The following is a 17,602-nucleotide window of genomic DNA, read 5'->3' as shown; positions in this document are numbered from 1 at the left end:
TCATGCGTGGGGCTGGGTTGGGGGACAGAGTACGCGGACGGGGGGCGGGCCGTACCGGCGCTGAGCAAACCGGTCTCGGACGTTGGTCACGGCCGCTGTCGCGCGGTGTGAACTGCGAGACTGGTGGTCATGAGCTACCGCACGGCTGACTCCTTGCCGCTGGTGACCCTCGACGACGTACGCGGCGCCCAGAAGATGCTCACGGGCGTGGCGCGGGTGACCGCCATGGAGGGCAGCAGGCACCTGTCCGGGCTGGTGGGGGCCCCTGTCCACTTCAAGTGCGAGAACCTCCAGCGCACCGGTTCGTTCAAACTGCGCGGCGCGTACGTGCGGATCGCCGGACTCCTTCCCGAGGAGCGGGCGGCCGGGGTGGTCGCGGCCAGCGCCGGGAACCACGCGCAGGGCGTCGCCCTGGCCTCCTCGCTGCTCGGTGTGCGCTCCACGGTGTTCATGCCCAGTGGCGCCCCGCTGCCGAAGGTCGCGGCGACCCGGCACTACGGCGCCGAGGTGCGCACGCACGGCACGGTCGTGGACGAGACGCTGGCCGCCGCGCAGGAGTACGCGGCCGAGACGGGCGCCGTCTTCATCCACCCCTTCGACCACCCCGACATCATCGCCGGGCAGGGCACGGTCGGCCTGGAGATCCTGGAACAGTGCCCCGAGGTGCGCACGATCGTCGTCGGGATCGGCGGCGGCGGACTCGCCGCGGGCATCGCCGTCGCGGTGAAGGCCCTGCGACCGGACGTACGGATCGTGGGCGTGCAGGCGGCGGGCGCCGCCGCCTACCCGCCCTCGCTGGCGGCCGGGCGCCCGCTGTCGGTCGAGAACCCGGCGACGATGGCCGACGGGATCAAGGTGGGGCGGCCCGGGGACGTGCCGTTCCGGATCGTCGAGGAACTGGTGGACGAGGTCCGTACGGTCTCCGAGGACGCGCTGTCCAGTGCGCTGCTGCTCTGCCTGGAGCGGGCCAAGCTCGTCGTAGAGCCCGCGGGCGCGAGTCCCGTCGCGGCGATCATGAGCGAGCCGGACGCCTACGAGGGCCCGGTCGTCGCGCTGCTGTCCGGCGGCAACGTGGACCCGCTGCTGATGCAGCGCATCCTGCGCCACGGCATGGCCGCGGGCGGCCGCTACCTCGCGGTGACGCTGCGGCTGACGGACCGTCCCGGCGCCCTGGCCACGCTTCTCGGGGTGTTGTCAGCGGTGGACGCCAACGTCCTCGACGTGAGCCACGTACGGACCGATCCGCGGCTCGGGCTCACGGAGGTGGAGGTCGAGCTGCACCTGGAGACGAAGGGTCCGGAGCACTGCGCCGACGTGAACGCGGCGCTGCGGCAGGCGGGTTACACGGTCATCGACTGAGGTCGGGCGGCCGTGTGCGCCTGCCGGGACCGGCCGGGATCCGTACAGGATCCGGCCGGAACCCAGGCCGGATCCGGGCGGAATTCAGGCCGGGATCCGGGCGCAGGAGCGCGTACGGAAAACTACTTGAGGAAACGCGATACATCGCGTTATGGTGTGTCCCTCGTCACTGGGCTGCCCGGGGTGCGCCGGATATTCGCTCGCCGTGCGAGGCAGAGCAGGGCAAAACTAGTCACTTTCCGCTGGACCCCCAACCCCTTGGGAGACTCACATGCCGGGCGCCATCTACGCCGAAGGCCTGGTGAAGACCTTCGGCGACGTAAAGGCCCTCGACGGCGTCGATCTCGATGTCCCGGAGGGCACGGTCCTGGGCCTGCTCGGGCCGAACGGCGCGGGCAAGACCACCACGGTCCGCTGTCTCACCACGCTGCTCCGGCCCGACCGCGGCAGGGCCGTCGTCGCGGGCATCGACGTGCTCAAGCATCCGAACGAGGTACGGCGCTCGATCGGCCTGTCCGGCCAGTTCGCCGCGGTCGACGAGTACCTGACCGGCCGCGAGAACCTCCACATGGTCGGCCAGCTCTACCAGATGCGGGCCAAGCAGGCGAAGGTCCGCGCGGTCGAGCTGCTGGAGCAGTTCAACCTCACGGACGCCGCCGACAGGCCGGCGAAGACGTACTCCGGCGGTATGCGCCGTCGGCTCGACCTCGCGGCGGCGCTCGTCGTCTCGCCGCCGGTCATGTTCATGGACGAGCCGACGACCGGCCTCGACCCGCGCAACCGCCAGCAGCTGTGGGAGGTCATCAAGCAGTTGGTCTCGGGCGGCACGACGCTGCTGCTGACCACCCAGTACCTCGAAGAGGCCGACCACCTCGCGCACGACATCTGCGTGGTCGACCACGGCCGGGTCATCGCCCGCGGCACCTCCGACCAGCTCAAGGCCCGCACCGGCGGCGAGCGCGTGGAGGTCGTGGTGCACGACCGCGAGCACATCGGGACCGCCACCGAGGTCCTGCGGGGCTTCGGCAAGGGGGAGACCACCGTCGAGGACCACACCCGCCGGCTCACCGTGCCCGTCTCCGGCGGCGCGAAGCTGCTCGCCGAGGTCATCCGCGAGCTGGACGCCCGCGGTATCGAGATCGACGACATCGGCCTGCGCCGCCCCACCCTCGACGACGTGTTCCTGTCGCTGACGGGCCACCTCGCCGAGGAGAAGGCCGAGGACAACGGCGAAACCGCCGAAGACGCCAAGGGTCACAAGCGCAAGAAGGAGGCCGCCAAGTGAGCGCCGTCACCGATGCCGTGCGGACCGTGGCCCCGGGGGGCTCCCTCGGCCAGTCCGTCCGCGACTCCCTGGTCGTGGCCAAACGGAATTTGATCAGAATTCCGAATCCTCTTCGCAGAGCTTCGATTCAATCCAACTGGCTGCCCGCCCAAGAGCAGCGCATGAGCGTCGGGAAGGAGCAGGTCGCATGAGCATGGTGGCTGACTCCCTGGTCATCGCCCGCAGGAACCTAATCCGCATGACCCGAATTCCCGAGATGATCCTTTTTGGGGTCATCCAGCCAGTGATGTTCGTGGTGCTGTTCACGTACGTCTTCGGCGGCTCGATGAGCGTTGGGGGCTCTACCGATCCGGACATCTACAAGAACTTCTTGATGGCTGGCATCTTCGCGCAGACCGTCACCTTCGCCACGGCGGGATCAGCCGCCGGTATCGCCGACGACATGCAGAAGGGACTCGTCGACCGCTTCCGCTCGCTCCCGATGGCCCGAGGCGCAGTACTGACCGGACGTACTGTCGCCGATCTCGTTCAGACATTCATCACGCTGCTTGTCCTCGCGATCGTCGCCCTGCTTGTGGGATGGCGCCCTGGCTCCGAGGAGCCCACCAACGTGGGGAAGGTCCTCGGCGGCTTCGCCCTGCTGCTCCTGCTCGGATACGCCTTCACCTGGATCGGCGCCCTGATCGGACTGTCCGTGCGCACCCCGGAGGCGGCGACCTCCGGCGGGATCATCTGGCTGTTCCCGGTGACGTTCATCTCGAACGCGTTCGTGGACTCCAGCCAGATGACCCCGTGGTTGCGCCACATCGCTGAGTGGAACCCCTTCAGCGCCACGGTCCAGGCCTGCCGGGAGCTGTTCGGAAACCCAGGTGTTGTGCAGTCGGACGCGTGGCCCATGCAGCACCCCGTCTGGGCCTCTGTGATCTGGTCCGTGCTGATCATTGCGGCGTTCCGGACGTTCGCGGTCCGCAAGTACCGCTCGGCGGACGGCTGATCGCGCTCCTGCGACGGAGCCCCTTCCTGCGAACGGAGGGGGCTCTTCGGCGTGTGACGGAAGTTCTCTCACGCAGACAGCGAAGGCCCTCCCCAGGGATGCAGGGGAGAGCCTTCGACTATGAGTCTAGGGGGTCAGATCTGGGCAGCCTTCGCCAGCCCCAGGAAGGCGCTCCAGGCGGCCCTAGAGACGACCAGGGCGGGGGCCCTGGGGGTGCTTGCAGCCTCTGCCGATCAGCGATTCTTACGCTACGACAAGGACATCCGTTGGTCAGAGCACGAGGCGGAAAGAGTCTTGGTTGAAGGAATCGTGCACCAGCCGGGGGAGACGCTGATTCCAAGCTTTCTACGGAGAGGGTACGGAACGGTGAAGGTCCACATCTACGGAACTAAACAGCCCACAGCTTCGTCAGCGGCTCAGAACTCGCTCAGAAACTAGCGACGGAGTACGGCGCGCACACGGCCAAAGTCGTGCGGCTCTTTGGTCCCGAGACGCTGCGGGGCAAGGGGGCCCGAGCCCAACTGAAGGAGTTCCAAGACCCTTGCCCCTCTCCAGCTGGCAAGGTTCTTCCTTTCGAGAATCTGCCGGAGCCCGCTCCGGCTACTTTTGGAAGCTTTGCCGAGGCGATGGCCGCGGATGGCTTCTCATTCCTCCATGGCCAAATGCAGACAGGCAGCGTTGGTCCCGTATTGGTCGCGGTGCGAAACGACTGCGTGGCCGGAGCCATTGCCCTCATGGAGATCCGCCCCGATGTTGTGGGAGCTGCGCAGTTGATGCATCAGTACTTCGAAGTCCTGCCGGAGTAACGCGACTGAGGGGCCCGGTTCGAAACGAACCGGGCCCCTCCTGTCTGCTGCCGCTTGCCGGCGGTGCACCCCTCGTCAGGGTGCATGGCCTAGCCGACCGTCACAGAGAACCCGTGCCCAATGACGATCAACGCAGCCATGATGACACCGACTGCCGCCAAGACACTGATCAGACGGACCGTTCGGCGCTCCTCCGCGATGGCGTACCGGACCGTGCGCCACCACTCCTTGTCGAGCTTCATGCTGCCCACCTCCCCCTCCATGCAGGTGAGTTGAGCTTGGCGTACGAGGTGCAGGGATGTTCCGTAGCGATACGCTGTGAGCCGCAAAGAGTCGTGGTGAATCGTAGTGACGCGGATGGCGCCAGCATCACGAGCGGAGGAACGCGTTGGCAGGCTCGGCAAGTGGTGACATCGCCATCCCGGAGTGGGTCCCCGCTAGCGGCCCGCTACGGGAGTGGTTGGAGTGGCTCAGGACACTCAGGAGGTACTCCGGGACGCCATCTCTGGAGGACATGGCGGAGGCGGTCACAGTGCGTGGCGGCAAGGCCAGTAAGGCGACAATCCGCCGTCTTTTCCGGGGGGAGACGTTCAGTGAGCAGTCTGCGACCGCGGTCGCTTGGATGCTGGCGACGTCGGATGTTCGCTCTGCACGCGGCCCCCGCAGCGAGGGCGATTGGGATGCTTTCGATTCGCAGTTGTTCGACTTGTTGAGGCGGGCGCAGCAGGCGGCAGAGCAGATAGGGGTTCCTACCCCCGCCTCAGGACTTAGCGGGGACGAGATATTTATGATCCTTTCGGCACCACCAACGTGGCCGAAAATCAACGCTTCGGCACACACCATCATTGGGTCAGACAGTAATTCGTCCTATGCCGATAATCGTGAGTACTTGGATCTGCGGCACTGGATGACTCCTCACCAATCCATGCATCACACGATCCATCATGGTGGTGGATATATCCCCTGTCTCGATCGGCATCAAGAGAATCATTTGGACCTCTTGGTCGTGGTATTCGAAGAGGGAATAATCGGAGCGCGAGGTTCACATTTTGCCCCGAGGGTGCGTGAAGACCATGAGAATTGGAGCCTCGCGCACTCGATTCCCAGCTTCACATCTGGCGTAATTATGATTGCCGGATTCCGGGGGAACGTCAAAGCTGCAACAGCGAATGAACAGTGGAGGCAGGAAACCGAGGAAGTGCTTGTCATTTCGTCTGAAGGGTCTGCGGAAGACCTCATAGGAGACCTGCACTACACAATCAACCTCACGGGCATCCGCGGCGAATTCTCGGGTGCTCGACTCATGGCTGAGGCGGCGAAGATCGTTCAGGAGGGGAACCAGGACCCTACGCTCTTCGGCTATTCCCACCAGGTCCACATGGCGTCTCCCTGACTCGGGGATGGGTAAATCAACTGCCACCGCAGATTGCGTACGTGTCCGGTGACAAGGTCCCGGACGCCGGTAGGTAGAAGTGTGGTCGAGCCCACAGCAATGTTGTTACCACTCCTCGGATGATGCATCATCGCGAGCCCTTGGAAGCCGCAGTGCCGGGTGAGCCTCGATGAGGGCCGCGGCGATGGCAGTGAACGTGAGGAAGTGTTCTGGCTTGCGTTCCTAGCGGCGGTGGAGACGTCGGCAGCCGGACAGCCAGGACATGGTCTGCTCGACGACCCAGTGGTGCTGGCCCAGTCGCTGGGACGACTCGATGCACCTGCGAGCGATGCGGTGCGGGATGCCTCGCGGTGACAGCCATCGCCGCAGGTGCCGGTATAGGCCTTCGGCTCTGCACAACCGGACTGAGGCGCCGTATCCCTTGTCTGCGTGCAGCTTGCCGGGCCGTCGGCGTCGGGGGTCCGTGAGGTGAGCGGATGGGCGGAATGCCGCGGACCAGTGGGACGAGTGCCTGACTGTCATGAAGGTTCGCGGCGGAGGTGCCGATCGACAGCGGCAGGCCAATTGCGGTCAACGATGAGGTGGATTTTCGATCCGGTTTTGGCGCGGTCGGTCGGATTCGGTCCGGTCAGCTGCCCCCCTTTGAGGGCTCGGATTCTGACGGAGTCGATTGCGCAGGCCAAGGTATTCTTCCGGTTCACACATGGGTGACCCCGGCAGCGCGCCAACGCTCCGGGGTCTGGCCAGTCGGAAAGGACTGACATGGGTAAGCGTAGCCTTGCGTGCCGGCAGAAGACGGGCGGGAGTGCGATCCGGGTAGCGATCTACCTTCGGGTATCCACGTCCCAGCAACTCGAAGGCTACGGCCTGAAGGTGCAGGAAGATCAGTGCCGTGCCTGGATCGCGTACGCGCTACGAGGAGTGCGGCACACGATTGTCGCCGTGTATGTCGACGGCGGCGTCTCGGGCAAGCTCGCCAGCCGCGAAGACCTTGACCGCATGACTGTGGACGCCATGGCTGACCGCCTGGACCTGATTGTCTTCGGCAAGCTGGATCGCATCGGCCGCACGATGAAGAACATTCACCGCTGGGTCTACGACGTCACCGACAAGGGCATTCGGGTCGCTACTGCGGACGGCCGTATTGATTCTGACGACGAGATGTTCGGCATTCAGCTCTCGCTCCTTGCCTACATGGCAGAGATCGAGCACGCCCTGATCCTGGAACGCACTACGGGCGGACGGATGCAGAAAGCAGCGGTCGGAGGCTGGCCGCTCGGTGAACCGCCCTTCGGCGTCATGCTTGACGCGGACGGCACTCCGGTCCTCAACCCGGCGGAGATCAAGCAGATCGAAGCGTTTGCTGACTTCGTGATCGACTCGCCAGAGCCGGTGACGCGGGAGGACGCGGCCCGCCACCTCAACGCCCTCGGCTACCGTACGCGAACCGGCAAGGAGTGGGTCGGTGGCAACCTTGCCGCCCGCGTCCTGAAGGGTTTGAAGGGCTATGTCGACTTCGCTTTTGCTGGTGAGAACGAGGATGGCGAGGAGATCGCCACCTCTTTCCGGATTGACATCCCCAGGACTCTGCCCGAGGAGAGGGCCAAGGCCCTGCTAGCTGCTCTGGCCCGTAGTTCCAGGGTCAAGGGCAAGGCCACCAAGTACCTGCTGTCGAGCCGCTTGTTCAGCGTCTGCGGCGCGCACCGGACAGGCGCGGCGCTTGGCGAGGACTTGCGTTCGGCCCACACTGCTGGACGCTACTACCGCTGTATGGCGGGCAGGCAAGGCGTCATGCCCGTCAATGACCGCCACGAGGACTGTTGGGAGATCCCGACCGAGGAGGTAGAGGCGGCCGTATGGAAAGAGGTCAAGGCGCTCATGGCCGACAGGGGCAAGCTGCAAGCCCTTGTTGAAAAGTCCCTGGGCAGCATCCCTGACCGTGCTCAGTCCTACCGCAAACGCCTGGCCGAACTCGAAGAGCTGATCGAGAAGAAGCGGAGCGGCCGTAAGCGCAAGATCGCCCTCCTGCTGGCGTCTGTCGACGGCGAAAGCGAGGACGACGTCAAGTTGGTGGAAGAGCTGAAGGCGGAGCTCAGGGAGCAGGAGGCCGGGCTCGTTCAGGAGCGCGAGCGCGTTGCCGAATGGCTGTTCGAAGTCGATGGGCAGGAGGGCCGGGCCAAGGGGATGTTGGCCATGATCGATGGCCTCGACACCCGCCTGGATGACTTCACTTATGAGCAGAAGGCTGACCTCCTCGACCTGCTCGACGTCCGGGTTCAGATCACGGGGAAGGGAGTGCCCCGACACAAGGGGCTGGTGGACCCCATCACCGAGTGGCACCGCGAGACCGGCGTTCCGATCCCGGTTGGCGTTACGGATGACCAGTGGGCAAAGGTCAAGGACATCCTCTCGCCGAGTCGGCAATGGGGGGATGTCCGTGGTGGGTTCGAGGTGATGTTGGAGAAGCTGCGCGAAAGGCGCACCTGGAAGGAGTACGGCGGTAGCCCTCGCATCCAGGGGAAGGCCTATGCAAGCCTCTATCGGCGTGTGACGCACTGGTTTGGGTCGGGGGAGTATGAGCGGGCGCTGGAGGCGCTGACGCCCTACGAGGGCGTTCCTGTGCCGCCTGCGTACGTTCTGCCTTCAATCGAGGTAACCGGCGCCGTTGACCCCCGGTACGCGGCCGAACATGCAGGTCGGGACGTACGGGACTCCAGTTGCAACGAGACGAAGGCCCCCGGACTGGCTTCCCATGCATGGTAATTCGGGCTGATTCAACCCATCATGTTCGTGGTGATGTTCTCGTACGTGTTCGGCGGCTCCATGAACATCGGAGGCAGTACCGAATCGTCCACGTACCGCGAGTTCCTCATGGCCGGCATCTTCGCGCAGACCGTCACCTTCGCCACCGCCGGTGCCGGAGCGGGCATCGCCGACGACATGCACAAGGGCCTCATCGACCGCTTCCGCTCCCTGCCGATGGCCCGCGGCGCGGTGCTGACCGGCCGCACGCTCGCCGACCTCGTACAGACGGCGCTCACGCTGTTGGTGCTGGCCGTCGTGGCCCTGCTGGTCGGCTGGCGTACGCACACCAGCATCGGTGAGGTGCTCGGCGCCTTCGGCCTGCTGCTTCTGCTCGGATACGCCTTCACCTGGGTCGGCGCACTCATCGGCCTGTCCGTCCGCACCCCGGAGGCGGCCACCTCCGGCGGGCTGATCTGGCTCTTCCCGGTCACGTTCGTCTCGAACGCGTTCGTGGACTCCAGCCGGATGACGCCCTGGCTGCAGCATGTCGCCGACTGGAACCCCTTCAGCGCCACGGTCCAGGCCTGCCGTGTGCTGTTCGGCAACCCGGGCGTCTCGCCGTCGGACGCCTGGCCCATGCAGCACCCGGTCTGGGCCTCGCTGATCTACTCCGTCCTGATCATCGTCCTCTTCCGGACGCTGGCGGTGCGGAAGTACCGCTCGGCGTCGGCGTGACGCACGGCGAAGCCCCCGGCGCGCAGGCGCCGGGGGCTTCGCCGGGACGACGTGCGGGACGGGCCTAGGCGGCGTACGGCTTGGCTTCGAGGACCTTCACTGAGGCGAGCTTGCCGTTGGGCAGCTCGTACTCCGCGTCCTCGCCGATCCGCTTGCCGTTCACGCCGGAGCCCAGCGGGGACTGCGGCGAGTACGTCTCGATGTCGGAGCTCGCGTACTCGCGCGAGGCGAGCAGGAACGTGAGCGTGTCGTCCTTGTCGCCGTCGAAGGCGATCGTCACGACCATGCCGGGCGCCACCGCGCCATCGGCCGCCGGGGCCTCGCCCACCTTCGCGTTCTCCAGGAGCTGGGTCAGCTGGCGCACCCGGAGTTCCTGCTTGCCCTGCTCCTCCTTGGCCGCGTGGTACCCGCCGTTCTCCCGCAGGTCGCCCTCCTCGCGCGCGGCCGCGATCTTGGCTGCGATCTCCGTGCGCGCAGGACCAGACAGGTGATCCAGCTCGGCCTTGAGCTGGTTGTACGCCTCCTGGGTAAGCCAGGTGACGTTCTCGCTGGTCTGGGTCACAGGTGCTCCTCGTAGGTACTGGGAATACAAAGCATCGCCCTACCCAGAAGAATGTTCCTTCTCGGGTGGGCGAAACCACGAGCCTAACAATTCGCGGCCCGAAGGGGGAGGACATAAGCCATCAGAATTACGTCGGCGCAGGTCAGTGGCCAGGTGCCGGGGGTGACATCCGTCAGCGTCGTACGTAGTGCCGGGTAGACGCGGACGCCACCGTCCGGCGGGGCCGGACCCACGCCCCTGGCGCGGTCAGTCCGCGTGACAGCCGAGGAGTTCCGCGGTGGTGCCGGGGGCCGTCGTGCGGAGCGTGAGGACCTTGTCGACGCGGTTCGAGTCCTGGTCGAAACGGAAGTCCGCGCGGCCCACCTCGGCGCCGTCCTCGGCCTGCGAGCGGATCGTGCAGTACCCCGTCACACCCGAATCCTTGCGGACTTCCAGATGCACCTGCACGGCGCTTCCCGAGGCGTCGAAACTGATGACCTCGGCGCTGATCTTGTTGCCGCCCACGTAGTGGAAGGCGAAATAGCCGATCAGGGCGAGCAGTGCCACCCCGAGCACGGAACCGATGATCCTGAGCTTGCGGTCGGCGCGCTCGTCCGCGGAGCGGCCGTACCGGCCCTCGGGCAGCTGCACCGTGCTCATGATCGTCCTCTCCGGAGCGGGTGCGCGGGGCCGGGGCCCGGAATTTTTCACCCGCCGATTCGGTCACTATAGAAGCTCCCACCCGTCACCCGACCGCCGCCCCTCACCGACGTCCCCCGGGGCGACACCTATGGATTTGCGCCGTTTCACATCGGGGCGCCGACTTACTGAGGATTGAGTCTTGACTGATCAGTTGCGACTGATGGCCGTTCACGCCCACCCCGACGACGAGTCGTCCAAGGGCGCGGCCACCATGGCGAAGTACGTGTCCGAGGGGGTGGACGTGCTGGTCGTGACCTGCACGGGCGGGGAGCGCGGCTCCATCCTCAATCCCAAGCTGCAGGGCGACAAGTACGTCGAGGAGCACATCCACGAGGTACGCAAGAAGGAGATGGACGAGGCCCGCGAGATCCTCGGCGTCAAGCAGGAGTGGCTCGGCTTCGTGGACTCGGGCCTGCCCGAGGGCGACCCGCTGCCGCCGCTGCCCGACGGGTGCTTCGCCCTGGAGGACGTCGACAAGGCCGCCGGCGAGCTGGTCCGCAAGATCCGCGCCTTCCGTCCGCAGGTGATCACCACCTACGACGAGAACGGCGGGTATCCGCACCCGGACCACATCATGACCCACAAGATCTCGATGGTGGCGTTCGAGGGCGCGGCCGACACCGAGAAGTACCCGGAGTCGGAGTTCGGCCCGGCCTTCCAGTCGCAGAAGCTCTACTACAACCAGGGCTTCAACCGCCCGCGCACCGAGGCGCTGCACCAGGCCCTGCTGGACCGGGGGCTGGAGTCGCCGTACGGGGACTGGCTCAAGCGGTGGGACGAGTTCGAGCGCACCGAGCGCACGCTGACGACGCACGTCCCGTGCGCCGACTTCTACGAGATCCGCGACAAGGCCCTCATCGCGCACGCCACACAGATCGACCCCGACGGCGGCTGGTTCCGCGTCCCCATGGAGATCCAGCGGGAGGTGTGGCCGACGGAGGAGTACGAGCTCGCCAAGTCCCTCGTCGATACCTCCCTCCCCGAGGACGACCTCTTCGCGGGCATCCGCGACAATGCCTGACATGAGCGCAAGCCTGGCACTGACGCACCACCTCGTCCCCTTCGCCAAGGAGGTCGACGAGAACAAGGTCACCCCCGGTGTCCTCGGCTTCATCGTCTTCGCGGTGATGGCCCTGGCCGTGTGGGGACTGATGAAGAGCATGAGCCGGCACATGGGCAAGGTCGACTTCGAGGAGGACGCCGGCCCGGAGGCGGCGGCCTCCGAGAAGGCGACGGCCGGCCCCGGCGGGAAGGCTTCGCCCGCCAAGGGCTGAGCCCCGGACGCGGATGGACCGGCTCCCGTGCGGACCGACTTCCGTGCGGACCGGCTCCCGTGCGGACCGACTTCCGTGCGGACCGGCTCCCGTGCGGACCGACTTCCGTGCGGACCGACTTCCGTGCGGTGGTGAGCCCGCCGCGACGGCGCAGGGCGGTGCCCAGGTCCGGTGATGCCCCGAAGGCCTCACCGGACCACCGGCACCCCCTGGGCGCGACCGGCCGTCCTCACGCCCGCCGGGCCGACACCGGCACCCCCATGACCTCCCGCGCATGGCGGTTCGGCACCATGCCCAGACGCCAGGCCTGCCAGCCGGACTCCAGGTCCGCTCCCCGTTCCAGGAGGAGCTGGTACGCCTCGATGTAGTCGTCCAGCTTTCCGTCGCGGGTCGGATGACCGGTGCGCGACAGCTGGGACAGCTCCTCCTGGGCGACAGCGGTGCCCACCTCGACGCCCCCGGGGGAGGCGTACGGCAGCAGGGTGCAGCGCAGGAAGCGGGCCCAGTCCTCGCCGCGGCGGTCGCCGTACGAGGCGAAGAGCGCGGTCGCCTCGTCGCACAGGGCCAGCGCGGGCTGCGTACGGGCGTTGCCCGCGTCCACGACCGCCAGCTCCAGGCAGGTCCACGCCTCCCCATGGGCGACGCCGATCCGCTGGAAGTCGGCCCGCGCGTCCACCAGGAGCTGCCGGGCGAAGCCCGAGTTCCGCAGCGAGCCGGTCTGCGCGGCCCGCTGGTCGCGCGTCACCCGGGCCGAGTGGTGGCGGGCGCACGCCAGGCCGTAGACGTCACGGATCCGCGAGAACATCGTCCGGGACCGCTCCAGCTCGCGGACCGCCTGGTCGAGACTGCCCGTCTCCTCCAGCGACTGGCCCAGGTAGTACACCGTCCAGGCCTCGCCGCGGGAGTCCTCGTTCTCGCGGTGGCGGGAGGCCGCCTGGCGCAGGCCGTCGACGGCGGAGGAAGGGTCACCGTCGACCAGCCGGGCCCGGGCCAGCTGGGTCAGCGCCCAGGCCTCGCCGCGTGCGTCGCGTGTGCGCCCGTACAGGTCGAGGGCCGAACGGAGCTCGGACTCGGCGCGCGGCACGTCGCCCATGCGCAGGCCCAGCTGGCCGAGCTGGAAGTGTGCCCAGGCCTCACCGTGCACGGACTCGCCCTCACGGTGCAGGACCAGGGCGTTCGTCAGCAGATCGAGTGCCTCACGCAGCCTCGCCCGGTCCCGCTCCACGGCGGCGAGCGCGTGCATCGTCCAGGCGCGGTCCGCCGCGAGGTCGGGGGAGGCCTGGAGGTCCAGCGCCTCCTGGAGCTTCACCGCCGCCTCGGTGAGGTTGCCCTGGTGGTGCAGGGTGATCCCGAGGGAGCACAGCGCCCGGGCCGCGCCCGCGTCGTGGTGGGCCTCGAAGTAGAGGTCGACCACCGAGGTCAGCGTCGTACGGGCCTTGTCGAGTTCGCCGAGCTGACGGGCCGCGATACCCGTGCGCCACTGCACCGAGCGGACCAGCAGCCCCTGGTCGACGGCCTGCGTCAACTCGCTGATCTCGCCCAGCCGGTAGAGGTCGCCGCGCAGCAGGCAGTAGTCGCACAGGGCGCCCAGGAGGTTGAGCACCGCCGCCTGGTTCACACCCTCCGCGTGCCGCAGTGCCGCCGTGATGAAGCTCGACTCGTCGTCCAGCCAGCGCAGGGCCGCGTCCAGTGAGGTGAAGCCGTGCGGCCCGAACTGGTCCGCCCGCGTGGACGTCTTCCCGTCGACCAGGCGGATCACCGAGTCCGCGAGCTCGGCGTAGTTCACGATGAGACGTTCCTGCGCGGCCGTGCGCTCGGCCGGGTCCTCCTCGTCGAGGAGGCGGGCCTGCGCGAAGGCGCGTACGAGATCGTGCAGGCGGTAGCGGCTGCCGCGGACATGGTCGATCAGGCCCGCGCGGGAGAGCGCCTCCAGGTGGCGGGTCGCCTCCGGCTCGTCCGTCGAGAGGAGGGCGGCCGCCGCGGCCGCGCCCAGCGAGGCGCGACCCGCCAGAGCCAGCCGCCGCAGCAGCCGCCTCGCCGTGTCCGACTGGTCCGTGTAGCGCAGCCACAGCACCCGTTCGACCGGCTCGACCGGCCCGTACGCCGCCAGGTCGGTGGCGAGCCGGCGGGAGGTGCGCGGGCCCAGGGACGAACCCGCGATGCGCAGCGCCAGCGGGAGCCCGCCGCACAACTCCCTCACCTCGTCGGAGGCTTCGGCGTCGTACGGGGCGGAGTCGTCCTGCGCGGAGGCCTTCAGGAGCTCCTCGGCGCCCGGTGCGGCCAACGGCTCCACCGCGTGCTGGTGCACCCACGCCGGGAGGTCGGCGGGCAGGTCCAGGGGCTTGCGGGCGGTGACGAGGACAAGGCTGTCGGAGCGTTCCGGCACGAGCGTGCGGACCTGCTCCACGTCGTGGGCGTCGTCCAGCACGATCGTCACGGCCAGACCGGTCAGATGCTGGTGATAGAGCTCGGCGAGCCGCCGGACCTGCTGGTCCTGCGAGGACCGCTCACGGAACAGAAGCTGCTCGCGGGGCGCGCCCAGCCGGTTCAGCAGGTGGAGCAGCGCGTCTCGGGTGGTCAGCGGCGGCTCCTCCGGGCTGTCGCCCCGCAGGTCCACCACGCACGCGCCCCGGAACTGGTCCTTCAACTCGTGCGCGGCGCGCACGGCGAGCGTGCTGCGGCCCGAACCCGGCGCGCCGTGCAGGACGACCACCGTCGGCCTGGTCTCCGTGCTCGCGCGGGCCGCGTGCACCCACTGGGCGATCCGCAGCAGTTCCTGGCGGCGGCCGGCGAACGGCCCGACCGGTTCCGGGAGCTGACCGAAGGACTGCTCCAGAACACTGCGTCTGCGGGCCGCCGCGCTCTTGTCCGTACGCCGCAGCTGGGGTGCGCCCTTCTTCGCCCCGGTCGCGGCGTTGTAGACCCGCTGCTGGTCGAAGAACGGGCGGATCCCGCGGACCTCCAGGGCGGTCAGCCAGGCCAGCCGCAACTGCTCCGGGCCGCCCGGCTGCCCGAGGGCGCCTGCCCGGCGGCTCGCGGCCGGCAGATGGGAGGCGGTCACCTTCGCCACCGTCGTGGCGGCGCCGGCGACGCCGACGACCGCGCCCGCGCCCACCGCGGCGCCCGCGCCGGTGCCGAGCGCCAGGTCCGCCACCACGGCCGTGAGCGCCGCGACCGCCGCCACCAGCAGGGGAGTTCCGGCGCCCTCGCGTGCGTAGCGCTGCCCGAAGCTCAGCCGGCCGGCCTCCGCCTCGTCCAGTGCGTGGGTGTAGGCCTCGTACTCCTCGGCGGCCGTCCGTGCCATGGAGTCCAGCGCGGCCCGCGCCCGCGACAGCAGGACGCTCGCGTCGGCCCGGCCGCCCGAGCGCCGGACCTCCTCCTCCACGGCCCGGACCAACAGCCGTTCGGCCTCCGCCCGATGGCTGTCCCGCATATCGGATCCCCCTTTGCCGGTAACGGCTTTCTTGGTCAAGTGTCCTGCGGATGAGCGGGGAAGGCGAGAGAGCCTCTGGCATGCCCACGCCCGTCCTCGCGGCCCGGACCCGTGACCTACCCCTGTGGAGAGCGGGTGATCCGCCGCGCGTCCCGGTGATCCGCGCGGCCCCGTGGGTACTGCGGCAGGATGGACCCCATGCCGAACCGACTGGCCCACGAGACGTCCCCCTACCTCCTGCAGCACGCCGACAACCCCGTCGACTGGTGGCCCTGGTCGGCCGAGGCCTTCGAGGAGGCGGACAGGACCGGTAAGCCGGTCCTGCTGAGCGTCGGGTACAGCAGCTGCCACTGGTGCCACGTCATGGCGCACGAGTCGTTCGAGGACCAGGAGACCGCCGACTACCTCAACGCGCACTTCGTGAACGTCAAGGTGGACCGCGAGGAGCGGCCCGACGTCGACGCGGTCTACATGGAGGCCGTGCAGGCGGCGACCGGGCAGGGTGGCTGGCCCATGACCGTCTTCCTCACGCCGGGCGCCGAGCCGTTCTACTTCGGCACCTACTTCCCGCCTGCGCCCCGGCAGGGGAGCCCTTCGTTCCGGCAGGTCCTGGAGGGGGTGCACAGCGCGTGGACCGACCGGCGGGACGAGGTCGCCGAGGTCGCCGAGAAGATCGTGCGTGATCTCGCCGGCCGTGAGATCGGCTTCGGGGACGCGCAGGCGCCGGGCGAGGAGGACCTCGCGCGGGCGCTGCTCGGTCTCACCCGTGACTACGACGCCGCGCACGGCGGCTTCGGCGGGGCGCCCAAGTTCCCGCCGTCCATGGCCGTCGAGTTCCTGCTGCGGCACCATGCGCGCACCGGGGCCGAGGGCGCGCTGCAGATGGCGGCCGACACGTGCGAGCGGATGGCCCGCGGCGGTATCTACGACCAGCTGGGCGGCGGCTTCGCCCGCTACTCCGTCGACCGCGAGTGGGTCGTGCCCCACTTCGAGAAGATGCTGTACGACAACGCCCTGCTGTGCCGGGTGTACGCGCACCTGTGGCGGGCCACGGGGTCCGATCTCGCCCGCCGGGTCGCCCTGGAGACCGCCGACTTCATGGTCCGCGAACTGCGCACGAACGAGGGCGGGTTCGCCTCCGCGCTCGACGCCGACAGCGACGACGGGACCGGGAAGCACGTCGAGGGCGCCTATTACGTGTGGACGCCCGCTGAGCTGCGCGAGGTCCTCGGCGAGCAGGATGCCGAGGTCGCCGCCGACTACTTCGGAGTGACCGAGGAGGGCTCGTTCGAGGAGGGCGCCTCCGTCCTGCAGCTGCCGCAGCGGGAGGGCGTGTTCGACGCCGCCCGTATCGACTCCGTCAAGGCCCGCCTGAAGGAGGCGCGCGACGGCCGCCCCGCCCCCGGCCGCGACGACAAGGTCGTGGCCGCCTGGAACGGGCTGGCCGTCGCCGCCCTGGCCGAGACGGGCGCGTACTTCGACCGGCCCGACCTCGTCGACGCGGCGGTCGGGGCCGCCGACCTCCTGGTGCGACTCCACCTGGACGAGCACGCGCGCCTCGCCCGTACCAGCAAGGACGGCCGGGCGGGCGCCCACGCGGGTGTGCTGGAGGACTACGCGGACGTCGCGGAGGGCTTCCTCGCGCTCGCCTCCGTGACCGGTGAGGGTGTCTGGCTGGATTTCGCCGGCTTCCTGCTCGACCACGTCCTCGTGCAGTTCACCGACGAGGAGTCAGGAGGGCTGTACGACACGGCGGCCGACGCCGAGAAGCTCATCCGTCGCCCGCAGGACCCGACCGACAACGCCACGCCCTCCGGCTGGAGCGCGGCTGCCGGGGCGCTGCTGAGCTATGCGGCCCAGACCGGTTCGGAGCCCCATCGTGCCGCCGCGGAGCGGGCGTTGGGAGTGGTGAAGGCGCTCGGTCCGCGCGTGCCGCGGTTCATCGGCTGGGGTCTGGCCGCCGCCGAGGCCCAGCTCGACGGGCCGCGCGAGGTGGCCGTCGTCGGCCCGGCCGAGGACCCGGCCACCCGGGAGCTGCACCGCGTCGCCCTGCTCGCCACCGCACCCGGCGCGGTCGTCGCCGTGGGTGCTCCGGGGAGCGACGAACTGCCGCTGCTCGCGGGCCGGTCACTGGTCGGCGGTGAACCGACGGCGTATGTCTGCCGTAATTTCACTTGTGACGCTCCGACGACCGATGTCGAGCGTCTCCGGGCGGCATTGGGGCGCTGACCGACGGAGGGGGTGTGCGCACAGACTGCGAATGTGCGCACTTGTTCGGTTTCGTCTGACAACCGACCGACCATTCCGAAACACGATATTTATCAGAAGACCTCCC

Annotated in this window: 12 protein-coding genes and 2 pseudogenes; 9 read left to right on the top strand and 5 right to left on the bottom strand. The window is 68.4% G+C overall.

The window, feature by feature from the left end; translation table 11 throughout:
- Window positions 1-129 precede the first annotated feature (129 nt).
- The 3 genes from ilvA (at window position 130) to KUF83_RS13240 (ending at window position 3,638) form a co-directional block, all read left to right on the top strand.
- Window positions 130-1,359: a threonine ammonia-lyase gene (gene ilvA / locus KUF83_RS13250; protein ID WP_217454858.1), complete on the top strand. Its 1,230-nt coding sequence runs from the start codon at window positions 130-132 to the stop codon at window positions 1,357-1,359.
- A 271-nt stretch (window positions 1,360-1,630) separates the two neighbouring features.
- A complete protein-coding gene (locus tag KUF83_RS13245) occupies window positions 1,631-2,644 on the top strand; it encodes an ATP-binding cassette domain-containing protein (RefSeq protein WP_217454857.1) in 1,014 nt (337 codons plus the stop codon).
- Window positions 2,645-2,831: 187 nt separating this feature from the next.
- Complete coding sequence (locus KUF83_RS13240) at window positions 2,832-3,638, top strand: ABC transporter permease (RefSeq protein ID WP_217454856.1); 807 nt, start codon at window positions 2,832-2,834, stop codon at window positions 3,636-3,638.
- Between the two features lie 895 nt (window positions 3,639-4,533).
- On the opposite strand, the gene KUF83_RS13235 is transcribed toward KUF83_RS13240, so the two are convergent.
- A complete protein-coding gene (locus KUF83_RS13235; RefSeq protein WP_217454887.1) occupies window positions 4,534-4,686 on the bottom strand; it encodes a hypothetical protein in 153 nt (50 codons plus the stop codon).
- Window positions 4,687-4,958: 272 nt separating this feature from the next.
- Here KUF83_RS13235 and KUF83_RS13230 point away from each other — a divergent pair, with 272 nt between their 5' ends.
- Window positions 4,959-5,837, top strand: coding sequence for a hypothetical protein (locus KUF83_RS13230; protein WP_217454855.1), 879 nt, complete (start codon window positions 4,959-4,961; stop codon window positions 5,835-5,837).
- A 225-nt stretch (window positions 5,838-6,062) separates the two neighbouring features.
- Here KUF83_RS13230 and KUF83_RS41925 read toward each other — a convergent pair.
- Window positions 6,063-6,514: pseudogene (locus KUF83_RS41925) on the bottom strand (transposase); the annotation flags it as partial.
- Between the two features lie 85 nt (window positions 6,515-6,599).
- Between KUF83_RS41925 and KUF83_RS13220 the strand changes: the two are divergent.
- Entirely contained in the window at window positions 6,600-8,600 is a 2,001-nt protein-coding gene (locus tag KUF83_RS13220) for a recombinase family protein (protein WP_217454854.1), read from the top strand.
- Window positions 8,601-9,317 (top strand): annotated as a pseudogene (locus KUF83_RS13215) (ABC transporter permease); the annotation flags it as partial.
- 64 nt (window positions 9,318-9,381) lie between these two features.
- Here KUF83_RS13215 and greA read toward each other — a convergent pair.
- Together greA and KUF83_RS13205 are read right to left on the bottom strand one after the other, a co-directional pair.
- Window positions 9,382-9,879, bottom strand: coding sequence for a transcription elongation factor GreA (greA, locus tag KUF83_RS13210; RefSeq protein ID WP_217454852.1), 498 nt, complete (start codon window positions 9,877-9,879; stop codon window positions 9,382-9,384).
- Window positions 9,880-10,125: 246 nt separating this feature from the next.
- Entirely contained in the window at window positions 10,126-10,518 is a 393-nt protein-coding gene (locus KUF83_RS13205; protein ID WP_217454851.1) for a DUF4307 domain-containing protein, read from the bottom strand.
- Between the two features lie 181 nt (window positions 10,519-10,699).
- Here KUF83_RS13205 and mca point away from each other — a divergent pair, with 181 nt between their 5' ends.
- Together mca and KUF83_RS13195 are read left to right on the top strand one after the other, a co-directional pair.
- Window positions 10,700-11,581 carry a mycothiol conjugate amidase Mca gene (gene mca, locus KUF83_RS13200; RefSeq protein ID WP_217454850.1) on the top strand — a complete coding sequence of 294 codons (882 nt, stop codon included), beginning with the start codon at window positions 10,700-10,702 and terminating at the stop codon, window positions 11,579-11,581.
- Window positions 11,574-11,834, top strand: a complete 261-nt coding sequence (locus KUF83_RS13195) for a hypothetical protein (RefSeq protein WP_217454849.1) — start codon at window positions 11,574-11,576, stop codon at window positions 11,832-11,834. The genes mca and KUF83_RS13195 overlap by 8 nt, the downstream gene beginning before the upstream one ends.
- A 229-nt stretch (window positions 11,835-12,063) precedes the next feature.
- Here the strand turns inward: KUF83_RS13195 and KUF83_RS13190 are convergent, their stop codons facing one another.
- Window positions 12,064-15,267 (bottom strand): tetratricopeptide repeat protein, encoded by a 3,204-nt coding sequence (locus KUF83_RS13190; RefSeq protein ID WP_217454848.1) that lies wholly within the window; start codon window positions 15,265-15,267, stop codon window positions 12,064-12,066.
- A 198-nt stretch (window positions 15,268-15,465) separates the two neighbouring features.
- Here KUF83_RS13190 and KUF83_RS13185 point away from each other — a divergent pair, with 198 nt between their 5' ends.
- A complete protein-coding gene (locus KUF83_RS13185; protein ID WP_217454847.1) occupies window positions 15,466-17,496 on the top strand; it encodes a thioredoxin domain-containing protein in 2,031 nt (676 codons plus the stop codon).
- Window positions 17,497-17,602: the final 106 nt, after the last annotated feature.

It is taken from the genome of Streptomyces sp. BV286 (assembly GCF_019090165.1).
In the GTDB taxonomy this organism is placed as follows: Bacteria; Actinomycetota; Actinomycetes; order Streptomycetales; family Streptomycetaceae; genus Streptomyces.
The sequence above is the reverse complement of the archived record's forward strand: the minus strand, read 5'-3'. Positions and strand labels throughout refer to the sequence as shown.

Excerpts from the sequence above, each read along its gene's own strand:
- KUF83_RS13185 (WP_217454847.1), top strand. The coding sequence starts at position 15,466 with ATGCCGAACCGACTGGCCCACGAGACGTCCCCCTACCTCCTGCAGCAC.
- ilvA (WP_217454858.1), top strand. The coding sequence starts at position 130 with ATGAGCTACCGCACGGCTGACTCCTTGCCGCTGGTGACCCTCGACGAC.
- KUF83_RS13190 (WP_217454848.1), bottom strand. The coding sequence starts at position 15,267 with ATGCGGGACAGCCATCGGGCGGAGGCCGAACGGCTGTTGGTCCGGGCC.
- KUF83_RS13220 (WP_217454854.1), top strand. The coding sequence starts at position 6,600 with ATGGGTAAGCGTAGCCTTGCGTGCCGGCAGAAGACGGGCGGGAGTGCG.
- KUF83_RS13240 (WP_217454856.1), top strand. The coding sequence starts at position 2,832 with ATGAGCATGGTGGCTGACTCCCTGGTCATCGCCCGCAGGAACCTAATC.
- KUF83_RS13245 (WP_217454857.1), top strand. The coding sequence starts at position 1,631 with ATGCCGGGCGCCATCTACGCCGAAGGCCTGGTGAAGACCTTCGGCGAC.
- KUF83_RS13230 (WP_217454855.1), top strand. The coding sequence starts at position 4,959 with ATGGCGGAGGCGGTCACAGTGCGTGGCGGCAAGGCCAGTAAGGCGACA.
- KUF83_RS13195 (WP_217454849.1), top strand. The coding sequence starts at position 11,574 with ATGCCTGACATGAGCGCAAGCCTGGCACTGACGCACCACCTCGTCCCC.
- KUF83_RS13235 (WP_217454887.1), bottom strand. The coding sequence starts at position 4,686 with ATGAAGCTCGACAAGGAGTGGTGGCGCACGGTCCGGTACGCCATCGCG.
- KUF83_RS13205 (WP_217454851.1), bottom strand. The coding sequence starts at position 10,518 with ATGAGCACGGTGCAGCTGCCCGAGGGCCGGTACGGCCGCTCCGCGGAC.